Genomic DNA, 18,066 nt, shown 5'->3' with positions numbered 1-18,066 from the left:
CGACCTACGCGTTCTCCTGGGTGCTCGACTCCGCCAGGACCGGCGGCTCCTGCGCGCCCACGTCCGAGGGCGTGCCCGCGCCTCCGCCTCCCGTGCCGTCGCCTGACCCGCCTCCGGAGCCGCCCTGCGCCGAGTCGCCTCCCGAGCCGCCGCCCGGCGCGGTGGACCCGCCGTCGGAGCCCTGCTGGGGGTCCTTCGTCGGGGCGGTCTCGGTGGGTGGGGGCGTGGGGGTGGGCTCAGGCTTGGGCGGATCGGTCGGCGTGGCGGTGGGCGTGGGGGACGGCGTCGGCTCGGGGTGGGGCGTCGGCGTGGCGGTGGGCGTGCCCGTCACGGTCGGCCTCGGGGTCGGCTTCTTGGTCGGGCACGGCGACTTCGTGGGGCTGCCGTGGTGGTCACGCGGCGGCTTGGGGCCCTGCGTCTCGCCAGGCGACAGCGTCTGGGACGGCTCGCCCGGCCCTGTGGGCGCAGGCCCTGGCCCCGTGCGCGTAGGGACGGGGACGGGCAGGTCTCTGCGCGTCGGCACCACGTCGGGCGTCGTCACGGTCACCGGCGCGGTCGAACGGTAGGCCCCGATCGGGTACGTCGCCGAGCTGTCGAGGATGGGCTCCACCGTGATGGGTGTCTCGTGCGGGTCGGGCAGCCACGGCAGCCTGATGCCCGGCGGCTCTCCGGTCGCGGGAAACGCCCCCGAGGCGATGCCCGTGAGTCCGTCACCGTCGTGGCCGAAATAGCTGAAGATCATCCCGATGGCCGCGACGGTGGCCACCGCCGCCAGCGCGCCCGCCAGCGCCTGCGACCAGCGCCGCCCCCTGCCGTCGCCTGACTGGGGAAACCCCTCCGCGTCGAGCGCCGCCGACCTGCGCGCCACATACCTCCTGTACGGCAGCAGCTCGGGGTCGACGAAGCAGCTCATCACCCTGACCCTGAGCGTCTCCGGCAGCACCACGGTCGGCAGCAGCTCGAACACCTTCGCCGTCGAGACCTGCCCCGCCCTGTGCGAGGCGCAGGTCTCGCACCTGGGTAGGTGGGTCACGACCTCCTCGCGCATCTCCGCCGTGAGCTCGCCCGCGAATCCGGAGAGGATCGCCGCTCGCTGGGCGCAGTCGTAGGGGCCCTTTCTCGCCAGGACCTCCGCGGTGATCGCGTCGCCGAGCCGGTCGCGGGCGCTCTCGTGCGCCGTCTCGACCTGGCGCGGCGTGACCCCGAGAACCGCCGCGACGTCGAAGGTGGACAGTTCGTGCCTGGCGGTCAGCTCCAGGAGCTCGCTCTCGGCGTCGGTGAGGGCGCGCACGGCGTTCCACGCCATGATCCGCAAGTCCGCGTCGGCGGCGGCCACGGCGGGCACCGCGACGAGTGTCTCCGTGGCGTCGTCGGCCACGGCGGCCCGACCGGCGCCGCAGGCATTCCTGCCTGGCCAGCGCGTAGAGCCATCCTCGCAATCGGTCCGGGTCGGCCAGCGCGCCGACGTGCGCCTCCGCCGCGATCAGCGTGTCGCGCAGGGCGACCTGGGCGCTGTCGGGGCTTTTGAGGACGGACCAGCAGTATCGGTAGATGCCCTCGGCATGCGAGTCGTAGAGCGCGGTGAGGGCACCGGGGTCGCGGGAACGGAGAGCTTCGACCAGGACGCGGTCATTCATGTGACTGAAGGTAATGGATTGGTAACTAGTAGTTCTACCGATTCATTCGCGCTCGCAGGAAAAGCCCTCACTCGATTACCGCCAATGACCGATTTATCGCCTTATTGGTGGGCGGAGGAAATGGCGGGGCGCGCGAGAAAGGACCTCCGGTGTCCGGCGAAGAGCCCGGTGGCCTGCGGGGAAGCGTGGTGGACGGGCGAGCGGGGGGCACCGGCGAAGGGGGCGAGCGCCAGAACGCGGGGCGACGCTCGCCTTATCGTGAATGCACTCAGCGGAGTCCGATATTTCGTTCGACGAATGGGATCAGGGCTTGCCTTCGCCAGGAACCGCGTGCCGTCCCTTGTCCTTCGCGAACGGCGCGGTGCGGGGCTTGACCGTGTGGACGGGCACCGCTCCCCCCATCGCCAGCTCCTCGTACGGCCGGCCCGTCGAGCCCCAGGTCCGAGCCACCACCTCGGTCGCGCCCACCTGCGTCGAGGACGGCAGCCCTTCGACGGTGAGGATGAAGCGCGGCGTCTTGCCCGCCCGCACGTCGTCCACGAACGTGCTGGCGCCGCCCAGCAGCTTGCCCGACTTGTCGCGCAGCAGCGCGCTGACCGCCAGGCTGCTCGCGGGAAGCACGTAGGGGTTGCCCACGTCTCCTGTGACCAGGTAGGTCCCGTCCTTCTGCTTGATGGTCTGCACCCTGGAGACAGGGAACTTGCGCAGGGACGAGGGAACGCGCGCGGTCTGACGCCACTGCGCCGACCTGTGGCTGATCGTCACCTTCTCCGGCTTGGCGCCCGTCACGGCCTGGCCCGTGAAAGCCAGCGTCCCCGAGGGCGGGATCGCGTCGAGCGGCTGGTCCATGCGGAACACCTCGGCGCCCTTGGCGTCGACGCCGACGATCGTGGCCACGACGTTCTCTCCGAAGTGCCACGGATTGCTGTTGCCGAGCACGCCCGCCCAGCTCACGACGTACCCGTGGTCGCCCTTGGCGACCGACGACGCCTGCTCCTTGAGCGCCAGCGGGCGCATCTGCTGCGGGGACGGCTCGTCGGGCGTGGAGGAGCAACCCGCCACGAGGATCAGGGCGAGGGCGGCGAGAATACGGCTACGCGGGATCACTTTGCCGTGATAGCCCGTCAGACAGGTACGGCAGGCATGGACACGCGCCTGCCGTACCAAGTCTTTAACGCTGGCGCACCACTCGAGCCTCGTCCCACACGGGTTCGGGCGATTCGTACACCTTCCCGTCGGAGCCGAACGCCAGGAAGCGGTCGAAGTCGTCGGCGAACCACCTGTCGTGGGTGACGGCGACGACGGTGCCGTCGAAGGCGTTCAGGCCGTCCTGGAGCGCCTCGGCGCTGGCCAGGTCGAGGTTGTCGGTCGGCTCGTCGAGCAGCAGCAGAGTCGCGCCCGACAGCTCGAGCAGGAGGATCTGCAGGCGCGCCTGCTGCCCGCCCGACAGCGTCTCGAAGCGCTGGTCGGCGATCAGCCCGGCCAGCTCGTAGCGAGCGAGGATCTTCATGGCCTCGTTCTTGAGCCTGGCGTGCTCGGTCATGACGATCTCGCAGGGCGTGCGCCCGTGCAGCTCGGGACGGGCGTGCGTCTGCGCGAAGTGCCCCGGCACGACGCGGGCGCCGAGCCTGGCGACACCGGTGTGCCTCACGGGCTCCTCGGCGAGCAGGCGCAGGAAGTGTGACTTGCCCGAGCCGTTCGAGCCGAGGACGGCGACGCGCTCGCCGTACCAGATCTCCAGGTCGAAGGGTTTCATCAGCCCGGTGAGCTCCAGCTGCTCGCAGATGACGGCGCGCTTGCCCGTACGGCCGCCTCTCAGCCGCATGCTGATCCGCTGGTCGCTCGGCGCCTCCTCCGGCGGGCCCGCCTCCTCGAACTTGCGCAGACGCGTCTGCGCGGCGTGGTAGGGGGCGGCCATGCCGTCGTTGTACCTGGCCTTGTTCTTGAGCATGTTGACCAGGGCTCTGAGCTTGGCGTGCTCTTCGTCCCATCGCCTGCGCAGCTCGTCGAGGCGGGCGTTGCGGGCCCTGCGCGCCTCGGCGTACGTGCCGAACCCGCCGCCGTGGATCCAGATGCCGCCCGACTCGACGGTGACGATGCGGTCGGCGGCGTTGGCCAGCAACTGCCTGTCGTGGCTGACCAGCAGGACCGTCTTGGGCGTCTCCCTCAGCTGCTGCTCCAGCCAGATCTTGCCCGGCACGTCGAGGTAGTTGTCGGGCTCGTCGAGCAGCAGGGTCTGGTCGGGGCCGCGCAGCAGCGCCTCCAGGACCAGGCGCTTCTGCTCGCCGCCCGACAGCGTGGCCGTCTCCCGGTACTTCACCCTGTCGTACGGCACGCCGAGCGCCGCGATCGTGCAGGTGTCCCAGAGCACCTCGATGTCGTAGCCGCCCGCGTCGGTGTAGTCCGTGATCGCCTGGGCGTAGCGCATCTGGGTCTTCTCGTCGTCGCGCTCCATCATGGCCAGCTCGGCCTTGTCGAGCTTGTCGGCGGCCTGCCGTACCGCGGGAGGGGCGACGCTGAGCAGCAGGTCGTGCACGGTGCTGCTGTCGCGGACGCTGCCGACGAACTGGCGCATCACGCCGAGCCCTCCCGAGCTGGCCACGCCGCCCTCGACCGGCTGGATGTCGCCCGCGACCAGGCGCATCAGCGTGGTCTTGCCCGCGCCGTTCGGCCCGACGAGCGCCGCCTTGACGCCCTCGCCGATGCGGAAGGACACGTCGTTGAGCAACGGCCTGCCGTCAGGCAGGACGTAGGTGAGATGCGCGACCTCGACGTGTCCCACAGCGATTCCCTTCCTAGGTCCTCGCGCAGGCTACATGGCGGTTTCGCGTCCGGGCATCCCGATTTCCGCCGAGTACGGCACAGCCGGTGAGGCGCTTACGACAAGATCGACGCGACGGCAAGCCGGAGCCTACGTGGCGACTCTGTCACCCAGCGTAGCGAAGTTTGCTAATCTTGCATGATACTATGCATCTATGAGGGCAACCCCGCCGGTGCTGCTGCCCCTGCTACGGTCCAACACCGTTGGCGAGATGCTCGCCTGGCTGTACCTCCATCCGGAGAGCGAATACTCCACGACCGACCTCGCCACGCACGTGGGCGCGTCGCAGTCGACAGTGAGCCGCGAGGCGGATCGGCTCTCCGGCGCCGGGCTGACCGTTGAGAGACGGCATGGCAACCTGCGTCTCATCCGCGCCGACATGGACACCATCGTCGCGAAACCACTCACGGACCTCCTGGCGGTGACGTACGGCCCGGCAGCCGTCCTCCCGCCTCTTCTCGAACCGATCCCCGGAATCGACGAGGCGTACGTCTACGGTTCATGGGCGGCGAGATACGCCAATCACGCCGGACCGCCGCCCAGGGACGTCGACGTTCTCATCGTGGGATCCCCGGACGCCGACGCCGTCTATGACGCGGCTCGGACCGCCGAACGGACCCTCGGCCGCGAGGTGAACATCAGCCAGATCCCGTCGAGATCCTGGACCAGCGATTCTGACGACCCCTTCGTGACTTCCTTGCGGAGCAAGCCCCTGTACCCCCTGATCCAGAAGCGGACCCCCTCATGAGATGGATGCAAGGACGCGACCAGATCGACGCCATGCTGTCCTCGGGACAACTCGAACGGGTGCCACCAAGTCGGCAACACGCCGACACCTTGATCGCCCAAGCCGAGCGGCACCTCGGACTCGCCCACAAGGGCGCTGAAACAGACCCGACAGGCGCGTACCAGCTTCTCTACGACGCCTCCAGAAAGGCACTCGCCTCGATCCTGGAGAATCAGGGTTTGCGCGCCACCAGCAGGGGTGGTCATCTCGCCGTCCTGGATGCCGTCACGGCCCAACTGGATCCGCCACTCGGCCAGTCGCTCCGCTCCTTCGACCGCATGCGCCGCCGACGCAACAACGCGGAATATCCTCGGCTCGACACTCCAGAGATCACATCTGATGACGTCACTCAAGACATGGAGAAAGCGAAGGAGTTCGTTGCTCTCGCCGCCAAGGTGCTGGATCAGATGAGCCCCTACTGATCCTCCTAGCCCCCAGGGGGGTCATAGGTCGCATGTCATGTGCGCGACCTCGACGTGTCCCATGACGTTTTCCCTCCGTGTGGCCCTCGCGCGGGGGTACAGCCCGGTTTCCGCGGCGAGCACGCGAATATTGGCCGTCCGCCGTCCATGGGGGTTCTTACGAAGGGGGGCGGGCTGACGGTAAGAGAACGGTAAGCGTCCTGCGTCACAGTGAACCCACGCGATCAACCGGAACTGAAAGGACAGACCATGAGGAAGCTCATCGAGTCGACGTTCGTGACGCTGGACGGATCCATCGGGTCGCCGGAGAGGTGGGGCGTGCCGTACTGGGACGAGGAGTACAACGGCCACGCCAGCGAGCTGCTCTTCGCCGCGGACGCGCTGCTGCTGGGGCGGCAGACCTACGAGGGCTTCGCCGCGGTCTGGCCGAAGATGGAGGAGGCCGCGGGCGAGTACGGCGTCAGGATGAACAGCCTACCGAAGCACGTCGCCTCCAGGACCCTCAAGAGCGCCGAGTGGAACGCCACCGTCATCGAGGGAGACGTGGCCGAGGAGGTCGCCAGGCTGAAGGAGCAGCCGGGGCGGAACATCCTGAAGTTCGGCACCGGCGAGCTCGACCGCACGCTGCTGGAGCACCGGCTCGTCGACGAGTACCACTTCTGGATGTTCCCCGTCATCGCCGGTGGCGGCGAGCGCCTCCTCGACGGCATCGACACGACGCACCTGAAGCTCGTGAAGTCCACGCCGTTCGCGTCGGGCGTGATCGTGCTCACCTACGCTCCGAAGTAGGAGCGGGGAGCACCGACGACGGCGGGGTGAACATGGACGGTCTTGAGCCCGTCGCGGACGTGTCAGTGGGCGACTGGATCGCCGACAGGCTGGGCGGACCGCTCGGATCGGTCGGTTCGGTGGTCCCGGACGGCTTCGCGGCCTATGCCCGCGTCCTGCACCCGGTGGAGTTCGACGACGACCGTCCACCGCTGACGTGGTCGCGGGTCGCCGAGCTCACGGGACGCGTGCCGCACGCCCTGATGCAGTGGGCCGCCGTCGCGAGCCCCGCGAGCGGGGCGGCGACATGGGACGAAGGCGACGTGCGGGTGGGCAACCTCGCCCCCGCCGCGCTCGCCGCGTTGATCGACGTCCTCGCGCCCTTCACCGGCGAGCAGGACTGCTTCCACGCGCTCTGGGAGGGCTGGGGCTGGGTCGACGGCCGCGGCGTGCGGATCTTCTCCGTCAGCGACGACGGCCGGGTCGAGCCCGCCCGCGTGCCGGAGCCGGGCGTGTCCGCCGAGGTGCGGGCGCTGCCTCGGCTGCGCCTGCCCGACCGTGACCATCTGCTCTTCCGCGGGCCGTTGCGGGCGGCGCTCGACATGGGATGGCACGAGTCGCCCCTCGGCTTCGAGCCGCAGTCCCCCAGCCTGCTGTGGCCGGCCGACCGTTCGTGGTGCGTCGGAGCGGAGATCGACTTCGACTCCACCCTCGTCGGCGGCTCGGCCGGGCTCATCGCCGCCGTGCTGGCCGCGCCGGATCTGGAGGCGTGGCCCGTCCAACCGGGCGACGACCTCAGCGCATCGGGCGACCTGATCAACCCCGTACCCGCGGTGGACGGCTGACGCGGCAGCCCTCAGGGGGCGAAGTAGACCATCACGAGCGTCGCCACCGCGCCGACGAGCGCCAGCGCCACCATCGGCGGCGGCGCCTCTCGCGGGATGGCCGGACGCCAATAGGCGAGCAGCAGGGCCACCCCCGCGACCCCGTACGGCACGGCCTGCCACGAGGGCCAGCAGGAAGCGGCCATGATCGCCGGCAGGGGGACGGCCATGAGGGCCACGAGGCGACGACCGGTGAGGTGGGCCGCGGTCACGAACACGGCGACGAGCATCGCCCAGAGAAGCCCGGGGTCGAACACGAAGGCCGGGTCCCGGTAGACGACCTCCAGAGAGCGGCCCGCCTCGCGCTCCCACTCCCAGGAGAGGGTGTGGACCAGGCGTTCCAGCGGATCCCACGCCGTGGCGATGACCGCGACCGCCCAGGCGAGGCCGGTGAACAGCGCGGGCCGCTCCCCACGGTAGCCACGCCGCCACACCAGCGCCAGGATCGCCAGGACGGCCACGTGGCAGGTGATGGAGAACCACGTTCCTTCGCCGGTCACCAGCGTCCCCACCGCGAGCGTCGCGCAGGTGGCCGCCACCCCGACGGGGCCCAGCACCCGGGGCGCCCACAGCGTCAGCCCGCAGAGGACGAACGGCAGCCACGGTGTGGCAGCCAGGGACGCGAGCGCGGGCCTGGGCGCGTAGGCGAACCAGCCGAAGCTCTCCTGCGAGGGAAACGAGAGGACCTCGGCGAGTCCCGGCAGCGCAGACAGCACGAGCGCGAGCAGAGGCATTGCGGTATTTCACCAGAAACCCCTGGATAACCGGAAAGTCCGCACAGCGCGAAGTAGGTCTTTGCCCGAACTTCTGGACAGCAAGTGATCTGATGACTAGAACTATTAGCAGATCCCCCAGCCGATAAGGGGCTGCGATGCGGCGTCTCCTGCTCTCCTTCCTCCTCGTCCTCGTCTCCCTGGTCGCTCCCCAAGCGGCCGGCGCGACCACCACCACCTGCGACCTTCCCACCTTCCGCGCCACCACCACCGATGCCAGGCTGAGCGCCCTGTTCACCGACCAGGGCAACGACAACAGCCGCACCGACGACTGGACCGGCGCGGACGGCACCTACTCCGTGAGGCTCCCCGGCGGCAAAGAGCTGTGGATCTTCTCCGACACCTTCCTCGGCCATGTCAACCCGGACGGCTCACGCCCGCCGGTCAGGGAGGAGGGCGGCACGACCGTCTTCCTCAACAACACCTTCGCCGTCGAGAAGGACGGCAGGCTGTCCACCATCTACGGCGGCACGTCCGAGAACCCCAAGGCCGTGATGCCGCCACGCGACAAGGACCACTGGTACTGGGCCGGTGACGCGACCGTCGCGGGCGGCATCGTCGAGGTGACCTACCAGGAGTACGAGCGCTACGGCACCGGGGCGTGGGACTGGCGCTGGCACCGCAACGTGGTCGCCCGCTTCGCCCCAGGACGGCTCGACCGGCCGATCAGCGTGCACGACCTGCCCTCGGGCCACAAGGTGGCGTGGGCCTCCGGCATCCACAGGGACGGCCGCCACACCTACGTCTATGGCGTGGAGGACCTCGGCGGGACCAAGTACATGCACCTGGCCAGGGTGCGCGGCGCCAGCCTGCTCGGCCGCTGGGAGTATCTGAAGGCCGACGGCACCTGGTCGGCCGACCAGGCCGACTCCGCGCGGCTGATGGACGGCGTGGCCAACGAGTACTCGGTCAGCCGCGTCAAGGGCGGATACGTCCTGATCACCCATGACACGACCGAGATCCTGAGCTCCAAGATCGTCGCCTACACGAGCTGCACGCCGTACGGGCCCTTCAGCAACAAGACCACGGTCTACACGACCCCGGAGACCGGCGGGAACATCTTCACCTACAACGCCCACGCGCACCCGGAGATCGCCGGGCCGGGGCTGGTCGTCTCCTACAACGTCAACAGCTTCGTCAACACCGACCACTACCGCGATGTGACGATCTACCGGCCACGCTTCCTGGACCTGGCCTTCGAGTGAGGCGCAACTGGGCCGCCAGGCTGCGGGAGATCACGATCGAGGGCATGCGCGCGCTCGTGCTGGAGAACGAGCGCCTGCGCGTGACCGTGCTGGCCGACAAGGGCGGCGACGTCGTGGAGTTCCTGCACAAGCCGTCCGACACCGACCTGGTGTGGCTGTCGCCCCAGGGGCTGCGCAGGCCGCTGCCCCCGCAGGCGGCCGACGACGTGGGCGCCTTCGTCGACCACTACGAGGGCGGCTGGCAGGAGGTCTTCCCCAACGGCGGCGCCCCCAGTGTCTACAGGGGCGCCAGGCTGGCCCAGCACGGTGAGGTCGCGGGGTTGCCGTGGTCGGTCGAGGTGCTGACCGACACGGCCCGCGAGGTCGCGGTACGGCTGGCGGTGCGCACGCGGCGCCTGCCGTACCGGGTGGAGAAGACGTTCAGGCTCGCCTCGGGAACGGCCGCTCTGGAGGTCGAGGGGCGGGTCACGAACGAGGCGCCGGTGGCGCTGCACGCGATGTGGGGCCACCATCTCGCCTTCGGCAGGCCGTTCCTGCGGCCGGGCGCGCGGATCAGGGTGCCCGAGGGGGTGCGCGTGATCCCGCACGCCACGTCCATAGATCCGCGGGGGCGGCGGGCCGAGGAGCTGTTCACGGTGCCGCCGCCAGGCTCGCCGAGCGAGATCGTCTACCTGACCGGCTTCGACACCGGCTGGTACGAGGTGGCGTCGCAGGTCGGGCTGCGCGTGGAGTGGGACGCTGAGGTCATGCCCTACCTGTGGCTGTGGCAGGAGCTCGGCGCCTCGACGGACTGGCCGTGGTGGGGCGCGGCCTACGTGGTGGGGCTGGAGCCGTTCTCCAGCATGCCGACGGACGGGCTGTCCGCCGCGGTGGACAACGGGACGGCGATGCTCCTCGGCCCCGCACAGTCGAGGACCTCGCGACTGCGTGTGGAGGTGATCGCGTGAGCGAGTTCGAGGGCAAGGTGGCCCTGGTGACCGGCGGAACGCTGGGCATCGGCAAGGCGGTGGCCCAGCGGCTGGCCGCGGGCGGCGCCTCGGTGATCGCCTGCGGCCTGGAGGCGGGGGACGGCGCGCCGGGCGTCACCGAGGTGGCGGCCGACGTGCGCGACGAGGGGCGGATGCGCGAGCTGGTCGACCTGGCCGAGACCCGGCACGGCGGGCTCGACATCGTGGTGACCTGCGCGGGCGTCCAGCGCTACGGCACCGTGGAGGACACCCCCGTCGAGGTGTGGGACGAGGTGCTCGACATCAACCTCAAGGGCGTCTTCCTGACCTGCAAGGCGGCCGTGCCCGCGCTGCGCAGGAGGGGCGGCGGGTCGATCGTGCTGATGTCGTCGGTGCAGGCGTTCGCCTCGCAGACCAGGGTGGCCGCCTACACCGCGAGCAAGGCCGCGCTGAACGGCCTGACCAGGGCGATGGCGCTCGACCACGCCCATGAGGGCATCAGGGTGAACGTGGTCTGCCCCGGCTCGGTGGACACCCCGATGCTGCGGTGGGCGGCCGACCTGTGGCGAGGGTCGCTGTCGCAGGAGGAGCAGGTCGCGCAGTGGGGCCGCACGCATCCGCTCGGGCGGGTGGCGAGGCCCGAGGAGGTCGCCGAGCTGGTCGCCTTCCTCGCCGGGCCGCGCTCGTCGTTCATCACGGGCGCCGAGCACCGGGTGGACGGCGGCCTGCTCGCTCGCAACCCCGCCGCCCTGCCCGACTAGGTCACGGCGCCGCGTAGGGGTCGGCGAAGCGCTCGTTCGGCACCTGGGCGTACCAGCCCGGCCTGCCAGGGTCGCGGTCGTAGGGGTAGCCGCCGAGCTCCTTGTAGAGCTCGGCGTAGCGGGCCAGCCGCTCCCTGTCCAGCCGCACCCCGAGCCCCGGCCCTTCGGGTACGGCGATGCGTCCTTCGTGGTAGGCCAGCTTCCCTCCCACGATGACGTCGTCGCGCAGCTGGTGGTAGTGGGCGTCGGCGGCGTAGGTGAGGTTGGGCAGCACCGCGCCCAGGTGCAGCATCGTCGCCAGCTGGATCCCCAGCTCGCCCGAGGAGTGCACCGCCACGCCCAGCTGGAAGGTCTCGCACACCCCCGCCGCCTTGATGCAGGGCCTGATGCCGCCCCAGAAGGTGGTGTCGAGCAGCACGACGTCCGCCGAGCGGCGCAGCACGTTGGAGGCGAGCTGCTCGAAGTTCACCACGACGGTGTTGGTCGCCAGCGGAACCCTGACCTGCTCGCGGACCAGACGCAGCCCCTCCAGCCCGAAGACGGGGTCCTCGAGGTAGTCGTTGTCCAGGCCCTCGATCGCGCGGCCGAAGCGCAGGCCCTCGGCCATGGACAGCACCGCGTTGGGGTCGTAGCGCAGCCGATCGCCGGGGAAGGCGGCCGCCAGCGCCCGGTAGCACTCCAGCTCGTAGTCGGGAGGGAACACCCCGCCCTTGAGCTTGTGGACGGTGAACCCGTGCTCCCGTTTCAGCCGTCTGGCGTGTTCGACGAGCTGGTCGGGCGTGCGCACCTCGGCGAAGCCCTCGCCCTCGTAGCGGAAGAACAGGTAGGAGGCGAACGGCACCTGCTCGCGCAGCTTCCCGCCCAGCAGGTCGTGGACGGGCACGTCGAGGTGCTGGCCCATGAGGTCGAGGCAGGCGAACTCGAGGGCCGCGAGCAGCTGGGTGCGGTTGTTGTAGAGCGACGCCGTCGGATTGGCGATCTTGAAGCGGAGCGCCTCCAGCTGGAACGGGTCGTGCCCCGCCAGGTACGGCAGGAGCGCCCGGAATGCCGCCTCCGCGCTCTCGCCCCCGCCGCCCATCTCGCCGAGCCCGACCAGGCCGTTGTCGGCCTCGACCTCGACGATCGTCCTGACGAAGCGGCCCCAGTGGGCGCCGTTGCTGTGTCTCAGCGGCGCTTCCAGGGGAACGGCGACCGTCGTGGCCCGGATGTCAACGATCTTCACAGGTCCCCCAAACGGCGGCCACTCCGCAGGCGGGCAGCCGTACCCTGACCTTCTCCGCACTGACCTCCAGCGGCCTCCTTCCCCGCGCCAGGCCCGGACTCACCTGCGCGGACCGCAGCCCCCGCAGGCCCACCTCGACCTCCACGGGCACGTCGGCGAACGACTGCAGCCTGACCACGACGCCCTCGTCGAAGCGGCCCAGCGAGGTGACCTGCACCTCGGGATGGTCCACGGTCACGAAGACGCCCTCCTTGGAGGGGGCGGCGTCGCCTGTGGCGAGGATGCCGAGGAAGGGGTCGGTGAGGCCCGAGGCGGCCAGCGCGCCCAGCGCCGTGCCCTTCACGTCCGCGGAGGAGGTCACCGCGTAGCGGAAGGTCGTCTCGCCCTGCTGCTGTGTGGGGAAGTTGGTGTCCCAGATGTTGTTGAGCGCCCAGGAGTAGATCGTCGCCTGCTCCTCGTCCAGCGTGGCGGGGAAGGGCGCGTAGGGCATGTGGATGGTGCCGAGCTGCACCAGCGGCGCCTCCAGCGTGGCCCACGCGATGGACAGGCCGGGGTCGTCGAAGGTGATCCAGTGCCTGATCGGCAGCATGTAGGCGGCCGAGCCCGGCACGCTCGGGCCTCCTCCGACGCCGCCGGTCAGCTCCCACGCCGAGGGCGGGCCCTCACTGGCGAAGGGGAAGGCCACGAAGACCGCCTCCTTGGCGGGCGTGCCCTGCTTGGCCAGCTGGTAGGTCAGGTCGAGCCTGGGCACGCCCGCGTGCAGCTCGATGGTCGTGCGCACCCAGTCGGCGCCCTTGGCCTGCAGCTCCACGACCAGCTTCTCGCCGATCGCGGTGCGCTCGGCCTTGACGACCGCCGCGTGGCGGCCGATCGCCCTGTCCCCGAGCAGTGTCCTGTCGTGCGCGCCGACATGGCCCGACATGTGGTTGAAGTGGGGGGCCGTGGCGTAGCGGTCGTAGACGTACTGCCCGAAGCCGGCCGCGGCGTCGGCGTTGACCAGCTCCCTGCCCGCCACCTTGTCGAAGATCGAGCGGATGTAGCCCTCGCGGACGTCGTAGCTCACCCGGTAGAACTCGTTCTCGATCGTCTCGTCGATCTCCTGCGTCTCGACGGCGTCGCCCTGCTGGATCGACACGAACGCGTAGCCGTACCCGGGAAGATCCCTGACGACCGCGCTGACGTGCCGGCCGATCGGGCGCGTCGGCCAGTCGACGGGGTGCACGACCTCCTCGTGGTGCGCGATCCGCTCGCCCGTCCGCTCGTCCACCAGCGCGATCGGCTGCTCCAGCGGCACGATGTCCCGCGGCAGGAAGGCCCGCACCACGTCGGTCCTGCGCTGGGTGCCGGGGTTGACGACCACGAACCCGGTGCCGCCGAACCGCCGCCCGAACCTGCGCATGCCCGCCTGCAGCAGGTCGGCCGAGTCGTCCTGCGCGTCGTAGGCGCCCGCCGACTTGCGCGTCCACTGCAGCCCGCCGGAGTCGCCCGCCTCCTCGGCGTCCTCCCACGGGTTGGCCGCGCCCCAGGTGTGCTCGTTGAACAGCGCCACCTTGTCGTAGGCCAGGTCGATCTGCTCGGTGGCGTCGGCGCCCGCCAGCGTGTGGAGGGTCTCGGCGGCGCGCAGCGCGCTCTGCGCCCGCCGTACGTAGCCGAGCGGGCGCGCTCCCGACCCGAGCCCGTCGGCCCACCAGTCGGTCCAGTCACCCTCGTGTACGGCGAGGCGGTCGTGGTAACGCTCCTCGACGTGCGCGAAGAAGTCGCTGTTGATCGCCGAGCGCAGCCGGGGGAAGGCCCATCTGGTGTTCCACTCGCGCACGATCGAGGCGGGGACGATCGAGGGCCCGGCGTTGTCGGCGTGCGCTCCCTGGACCCGCAGGTGCAGGGCGTCGAGCTCGTAGGGCGCCCTGTCGGCGTCGGGCCCCTGCCAGCCGAAGGTGCCGGGACCGTACGGGTAGCCCCTGCCCGCGAGGGCGGACAGGTAGCGCGGCAGCAGGTCGTCGGCCAGCTCGAAGGAGTCGGCGAGGCCGACCGTGTTGCCCTCCATGTAGGCCATGCCGTGCGGCGTGTCGGTGAACCACACCAGCAGCTCGTTGCCGCTGGGGGCGCGCCACCTGAAGGGCCGCGTCAGCTTGTCGCCGCCGTGCAGGTACGGCACCGACCGCCCCGCCCAGTTGTGCGCCGCCGCGAGGTAGCGCACGCCGGCCGCGTTCAGCGCGTCGACCAGCCCGACGACCGCGCCTGGCACGTCGGTGTGCATCGCCGAGCGGGTCGGCAGCTCCTCGGTGAAGCGCAGCTGGCGGTAGAGCTCCTCCGTCGAGCACGCCTCGGTGTGCAACTGGAACGGCAGCGCGGTGACCTCGATCAGCCCTTCGCGCACCCGCTCCTTGAACGCCTCCACCAGGTCGCGGGGGCGTGCGGCCAGCCAGCGCAGCGCCGGCATCGACGACTCGACAGTCCAGCGGAACTTGGCGTCGTCGGGCCAGTCCTCGCTCTCCCCCGTCAACCGCAGTGCCGCGTCCAGATAGTCGAGATGGTGACGCAGCACGGTGCCCTGAGGGTCGGTGTAGCCGATGTCCAGATGGGAGTGGTGCACGACGAAGACGTCCCAGTGGCGCTGGGGCGTGACCGTGATCGTCGCCTCGCCGATCAGCCCCTCGCCGTCGCTCAGCCGCAGGGTGAAGTCGGTCGGCTGCGACACCTCGGGCACGAGCAGGGTCACGTCCGCGCCCTCGGCCCTGTCGACGCCTGCCAGCTCGTGTTCCATGCGGGCCGGCACCAGGCCTGTCACCGAGACCCTGACCGCCTGGCGCCCGTCGTGCGTGATCAACGGCAGCACGGAGGCCCTCGCCTCCAGGCCCCTGACGGAGATCACCGGGGTGGAGGTGTCCTCGCGCAGCGCCTGCCGTATGCCGTCGTAGTCGGGGGAACCAAGGCTCGGCTGCAGCAGCCGACTCGTCATGAAAGTCCTCCTAGGGCGAGTCCACGGGCGAACATCCGCTGGGTGGCCACGAACAGCACCACCGTGGGCAGTGACACGACCAGCCCCGCGGCCAGTCCGACGGGCACCGGCGTGCCCGCGTAGACGTCGGTCACCAGACCGGCCAGCGCGGTCATCACCGGCCGTACCTCGGCGGTCTGGGTCAACGTCAGGCCGAAGAGCAGGTCGTTCCAGATGAAGGTGAAATTGAGGATGAAGACCGCCGCCAGCGCGCTGGTGGCCAGCGGCAGGTAGACGCGCCAGAAGATGCGGAAGGTGGAGGCGCCGTCCATCCTGGCCGCCTCGAAGATCGAGAAGGCGACTCCGGTGAAGAAGTTGCGCAGCACGAAGGCCGACAGCGGCACGCTGATCGCGGTGTAGACGAGGATCATGCCGACCCTGGAGTCGTACAGGCCCGCGTCGCTGAAACCGACGAACAGTGGCACCAGGAGCATCTGCGAGGGGAAGATCGTGCCGCCGAACAGCAGCATGAACCACCAGAAGCCGTACCGCAGGCGCAGCACCACGATCGTGTACCCGGCCATCGCGCCGATCAGCACGCCGAGCGCGGGCGAGACGACGCTGTAGAGCGCCGTGCTGGCCAGGCTCTCCTGGAGGTTGGCCGACTCCCACGCCTGGGCGAAGTTGGTGAACAGCGCCATGTCGGGCGAGGGGATCCAGGCTCTGGAGGAGTCGTAGCTGTCGGGCGGCCGCGAGGCGTTGACGAGCAGCAGGTAGGTGGGGCCGAGCCAGATCAGCCCGAGCACCACGAGGAAGGCCCTTCTGATCACTTGCGCCCCCTCAGGTAGAGGTAGGAGGCGAGCCCCGTGACGACGGTGAGCATCACCGCGACGGCCGAGCCGTAGCCGTACTCACTGGCCACGAAGGTGTCGCGGTACATGGTCACGGCCAGCGTCTCGGAGTTGCGGCCTGGGCCTCCCTGCGTCATCACCCACACGATGTCGAAGCTCTTCAGGCTCGCCACCAGCGCGAGACCCACCACGACCGCGGTGAGCGGCGCCATCAGCGGCCAGATGACGTGGCGGAAGAGCCGCCATCCCGACGCCCCGTCGAGCCGCGCCGCCTCGATCGGCTCCTTGGGGATCGACTGGAGGCCGACCGCGAACAGCAGCGTGTTGACGCCGAGCTGCTGCCACGTCCAGACCAGCAGCATCGCGATCGTGTTGTGCGGCGCCTCCTGCAGGAAGGCGGTGTCGACGCCGAGCAGCTTGTTGGCGATGCCGTCGTGGGACAGGATCGGGCTCCAGACCAGGCCGAGCCCCGCCCCGCTGAGCGCGTAGGGCAGCATGAACGGCACGCGGAACCACGCGCCGCCCCTGATGTCGTAGGACAGCACCGCCACCAGCAGCCCGAGCCCGACGGGCAGCAGCATCGTGCCCGCCACCCACATGAGCGTGTTGCGGATCGCGGTGAGCAGCGCGGGGTCGTCGAGCAGCTTGACGAAGTTCTCGAACCCGACCCACTCGGGCGGGATCAGGCCGTCGTAGCGGGTGAGGCTGAGGTAGGCCGTCCACACGAAGGGCGCGTAGAGCAGCCCCGCCACCAGCAGCACCGAAGGGGCCACGTACCCGGCGCGGAACCTGCCCAGCAGCGGGGCCGCTCTGCCTGTCACTGGTGCGTGCTCCAGTACTCGTCGGCCTTCTTCTGGATGTCCTCGAGCACCTGCCGGTAGCTGTCCGGCTTGGTGACGAAGAGCCCGAAGCCGTCGAGCGCGGCCGTCAGGATCGGCGGAGGGGTCGCCTCGAAGTAGCGGTTGACCAGCCGGTACTTCCCGCTGCCCGCGTCCTTGGTGACCTGGCCGAGCACCTCGCTCTTGATGGTGACCTTGGGGTTGGCGCTCACGTCACCGCGCGCGGAGGACCACTTCTCCTGGGCCTGGGTGGTCGTCCACCACTTGAGGTACTTCATGCTCGCCGCCGGGTCGGGCGCCTTGGCCAGCGAGCACAGCGGGCCGCTCTCGAAGATCATCGAGGTCTTGGGGAGCGAGGCGTTGACGTTCGGGATGACGAAGAACCCGGCGTCGAGGTTGCGCTGGGTCATGCTGGTGTTGAACCAGGTGCCGAAGGAGACCATCGCCACCTTGTCGTTCTTCAACGCGTCTGCGGGGTCGGTCTTGTCGCCGGGGTTGCTGAAGTATCCGGCGTCGATGAGCGACTTCCACTTCTCCATCACCTGGACGACGCCGGGGTCGGTGTACTTCGCCTTGCCCGTCGAGAGCCGGTCGTACAGGTCGGGGTCGGTCCCCGCGAGGAGCTGCTCGAACCAGACGAAGGAGAACAGCACGGAGGTGTGGTAGAAGGCCTTGATGTCGGCCTTCTTGAGCGTCTCCGCCACGGTGATCAGCTCGTCCCAGGTCGTGGGCGGCTTCAGGCCGTGCTTGTCGAAGATCTTCTTGTTGTAGAACATGCCCCAGTAGGCGACGTTCAGCGGGACGCAGTACTGCTTGCCGTCCACGGTGTAGTAGGTGGCGACGTCCTCGGACAGGTCGCCGTTCTTGATGGCCTCCTGCCAGATGGCCGTGGTCTCGGCGACCTGCTTCTGCCCGACGATCTCCTTGAGCAGCCCCCCTGTCTGCCAGGTGAACAGGTCGGGTTTCACGTCGGTGCGGAAGGAGGCCTTGATGAAGGCCTGGTAGGTGGGCTCGTCGGTGTAGCCGACCGGCTTCATGCCGAGGTCGATCTGCTGCTTGGACAGCGCGCCCATCTCGGTGAAGTACTTACTCCATGCGCCCTTGTCGTTGTAGAGGGTGAGCTCTGTCTTGGGCTGGCCCGTGGGAGTGCTTCCACACGCGGCCAGAAGGACTGATGCGGCAATCAGGATGGGGGTACGCCGGATCATGAC

General features: G+C 69.7%; 16 protein-coding genes. 7 read left to right on the top strand and 9 right to left on the bottom strand.

Annotated features, from left to right (window positions below; all coding sequences use genetic code 11):
- Positions 1-4: 4 nt before the first annotated feature.
- The 3 genes from FHR33_RS50610 to FHR33_RS27895 all read right to left on the bottom strand — a co-directional run bounded on the left by FHR33_RS50610 (position 5) and on the right by FHR33_RS27895 (position 4,419).
- Positions 5-1,378, bottom strand: a complete 1,374-nt coding sequence (locus FHR33_RS50610; RefSeq protein ID WP_246452127.1) for a sigma-70 RNA polymerase sigma factor region 4 domain-containing protein — start codon at positions 1,376-1,378, stop codon at positions 5-7.
- 562 nt (positions 1,379-1,940) lie between these two features.
- Positions 1,941-2,744 (bottom strand): hypothetical protein, encoded by an 804-nt coding sequence (locus FHR33_RS27900; protein ID WP_183653678.1) that lies wholly within the window; start codon positions 2,742-2,744, stop codon positions 1,941-1,943.
- A gap of 64 nt (positions 2,745-2,808) precedes the next feature.
- Complete coding sequence (locus FHR33_RS27895; RefSeq protein ID WP_183653675.1) at positions 2,809-4,419, bottom strand: ABC-F family ATP-binding cassette domain-containing protein; 1,611 nt, start codon at positions 4,417-4,419, stop codon at positions 2,809-2,811.
- A gap of 250 nt (positions 4,420-4,669) precedes the next feature.
- Between FHR33_RS27895 and FHR33_RS27890 the strand changes: the two genes are divergently transcribed.
- The 4 genes from FHR33_RS27890 to FHR33_RS27875 all read left to right on the top strand — a co-directional run bounded on the left by FHR33_RS27890 (position 4,670) and on the right by FHR33_RS27875 (position 7,280).
- Complete coding sequence (locus FHR33_RS27890) at positions 4,670-5,206, top strand: hypothetical protein (RefSeq protein WP_221241279.1); 537 nt, start codon at positions 4,670-4,672, stop codon at positions 5,204-5,206.
- 5 nt (positions 5,207-5,211) lie between these two features.
- Positions 5,212-5,667, top strand: a complete 456-nt coding sequence (locus FHR33_RS27885) for a hypothetical protein (RefSeq protein ID WP_221241278.1) — start codon at positions 5,212-5,214, stop codon at positions 5,665-5,667.
- A gap of 249 nt (positions 5,668-5,916) precedes the next feature.
- The gene (locus FHR33_RS27880; protein WP_183653667.1) at positions 5,917-6,456 is read left to right on the top strand and encodes a dihydrofolate reductase family protein; all 540 of its coding nucleotides are present in this window, start codon (positions 5,917-5,919) and stop codon (positions 6,454-6,456) included.
- A 32-nt stretch (positions 6,457-6,488) separates the two neighbouring features.
- Positions 6,489-7,280 (top strand): hypothetical protein, encoded by a 792-nt coding sequence (locus tag FHR33_RS27875; RefSeq protein ID WP_183653664.1) that lies wholly within the window; start codon positions 6,489-6,491, stop codon positions 7,278-7,280.
- 11 nt (positions 7,281-7,291) lie between these two features.
- On the opposite strand, the gene FHR33_RS27870 is transcribed toward FHR33_RS27875, so the two are convergent.
- The gene (locus tag FHR33_RS27870; protein WP_183653661.1) at positions 7,292-8,053 is read right to left on the bottom strand and encodes a hypothetical protein; all 762 of its coding nucleotides are present in this window, start codon (positions 8,051-8,053) and stop codon (positions 7,292-7,294) included.
- A gap of 137 nt (positions 8,054-8,190) precedes the next feature.
- Here FHR33_RS27870 and FHR33_RS27865 point away from each other — a divergent pair, with 137 nt between their 5' ends.
- From FHR33_RS27865 to FHR33_RS27855, 3 genes are read left to right on the top strand one after another with little or no spacing between them, the layout of a single operon-like run.
- On the top strand, positions 8,191-9,297 hold the full coding sequence (locus FHR33_RS27865; protein ID WP_183653658.1) for a DUF5005 domain-containing protein: 1,107 nt from the start codon (positions 8,191-8,193) through the stop codon (positions 9,295-9,297).
- Positions 9,294-10,244, top strand: coding sequence for a DUF4432 family protein (locus tag FHR33_RS27860; RefSeq protein WP_183653655.1), 951 nt, complete (start codon positions 9,294-9,296; stop codon positions 10,242-10,244). The genes FHR33_RS27865 and FHR33_RS27860 overlap by 4 nt, the downstream gene beginning before the upstream one ends.
- The gene (locus FHR33_RS27855; RefSeq protein WP_183653652.1) at positions 10,241-11,005 is read left to right on the top strand and encodes an SDR family NAD(P)-dependent oxidoreductase; all 765 of its coding nucleotides are present in this window, start codon (positions 10,241-10,243) and stop codon (positions 11,003-11,005) included. Before FHR33_RS27860 ends, FHR33_RS27855 begins: the two co-directional genes overlap by 4 nt.
- A 1-nt stretch (position 11,006) precedes the next feature.
- Here FHR33_RS27855 and FHR33_RS27850 read toward each other — a convergent pair whose 3' ends face one another.
- The 5 genes from FHR33_RS27850 to FHR33_RS27830 are packed head-to-tail and all read right to left on the bottom strand — an operon-like array spanning position 11,007 to position 18,063.
- Positions 11,007-12,227, bottom strand: coding sequence for an enolase C-terminal domain-like protein (locus tag FHR33_RS27850; RefSeq protein WP_183653649.1), 1,221 nt, complete (start codon positions 12,225-12,227; stop codon positions 11,007-11,009).
- On the bottom strand, positions 12,214-15,186 hold the full coding sequence (locus tag FHR33_RS27845; RefSeq protein WP_183653646.1) for a glycoside hydrolase family 38 N-terminal domain-containing protein: 2,973 nt from the start codon (positions 15,184-15,186) through the stop codon (positions 12,214-12,216). Before FHR33_RS27845 ends, FHR33_RS27850 begins: the two co-directional genes overlap by 14 nt.
- The gene (locus FHR33_RS27840) at positions 15,183-15,995 is read right to left on the bottom strand and encodes a carbohydrate ABC transporter permease (protein WP_183653643.1); all 813 of its coding nucleotides are present in this window, start codon (positions 15,993-15,995) and stop codon (positions 15,183-15,185) included. The genes FHR33_RS27845 and FHR33_RS27840 overlap by 4 nt, the downstream gene beginning before the upstream one ends.
- Entirely contained in the window at positions 15,992-16,837 is an 846-nt protein-coding gene (locus tag FHR33_RS27835; protein WP_312895752.1) for a carbohydrate ABC transporter permease, read from the bottom strand. Before FHR33_RS27835 ends, FHR33_RS27840 begins: the two co-directional genes overlap by 4 nt.
- Positions 16,834-18,063, bottom strand: coding sequence for an ABC transporter substrate-binding protein (locus tag FHR33_RS27830; protein WP_183653640.1), 1,230 nt, complete (start codon positions 18,061-18,063; stop codon positions 16,834-16,836). The genes FHR33_RS27835 and FHR33_RS27830 overlap by 4 nt, the downstream gene beginning before the upstream one ends.
- Positions 18,064-18,066: the final 3 nt, after the last annotated feature.

It is taken from the genome of Nonomuraea dietziae (assembly GCF_014195505.1).
Taxonomy (GTDB): Bacteria; Actinomycetota; Actinomycetes; order Streptosporangiales; family Streptosporangiaceae; genus Nonomuraea; species Nonomuraea roseola.
Note: the sequence above shows the minus strand (reverse complement) of the source record. Positions and strands in the feature narration are given on the sequence as shown.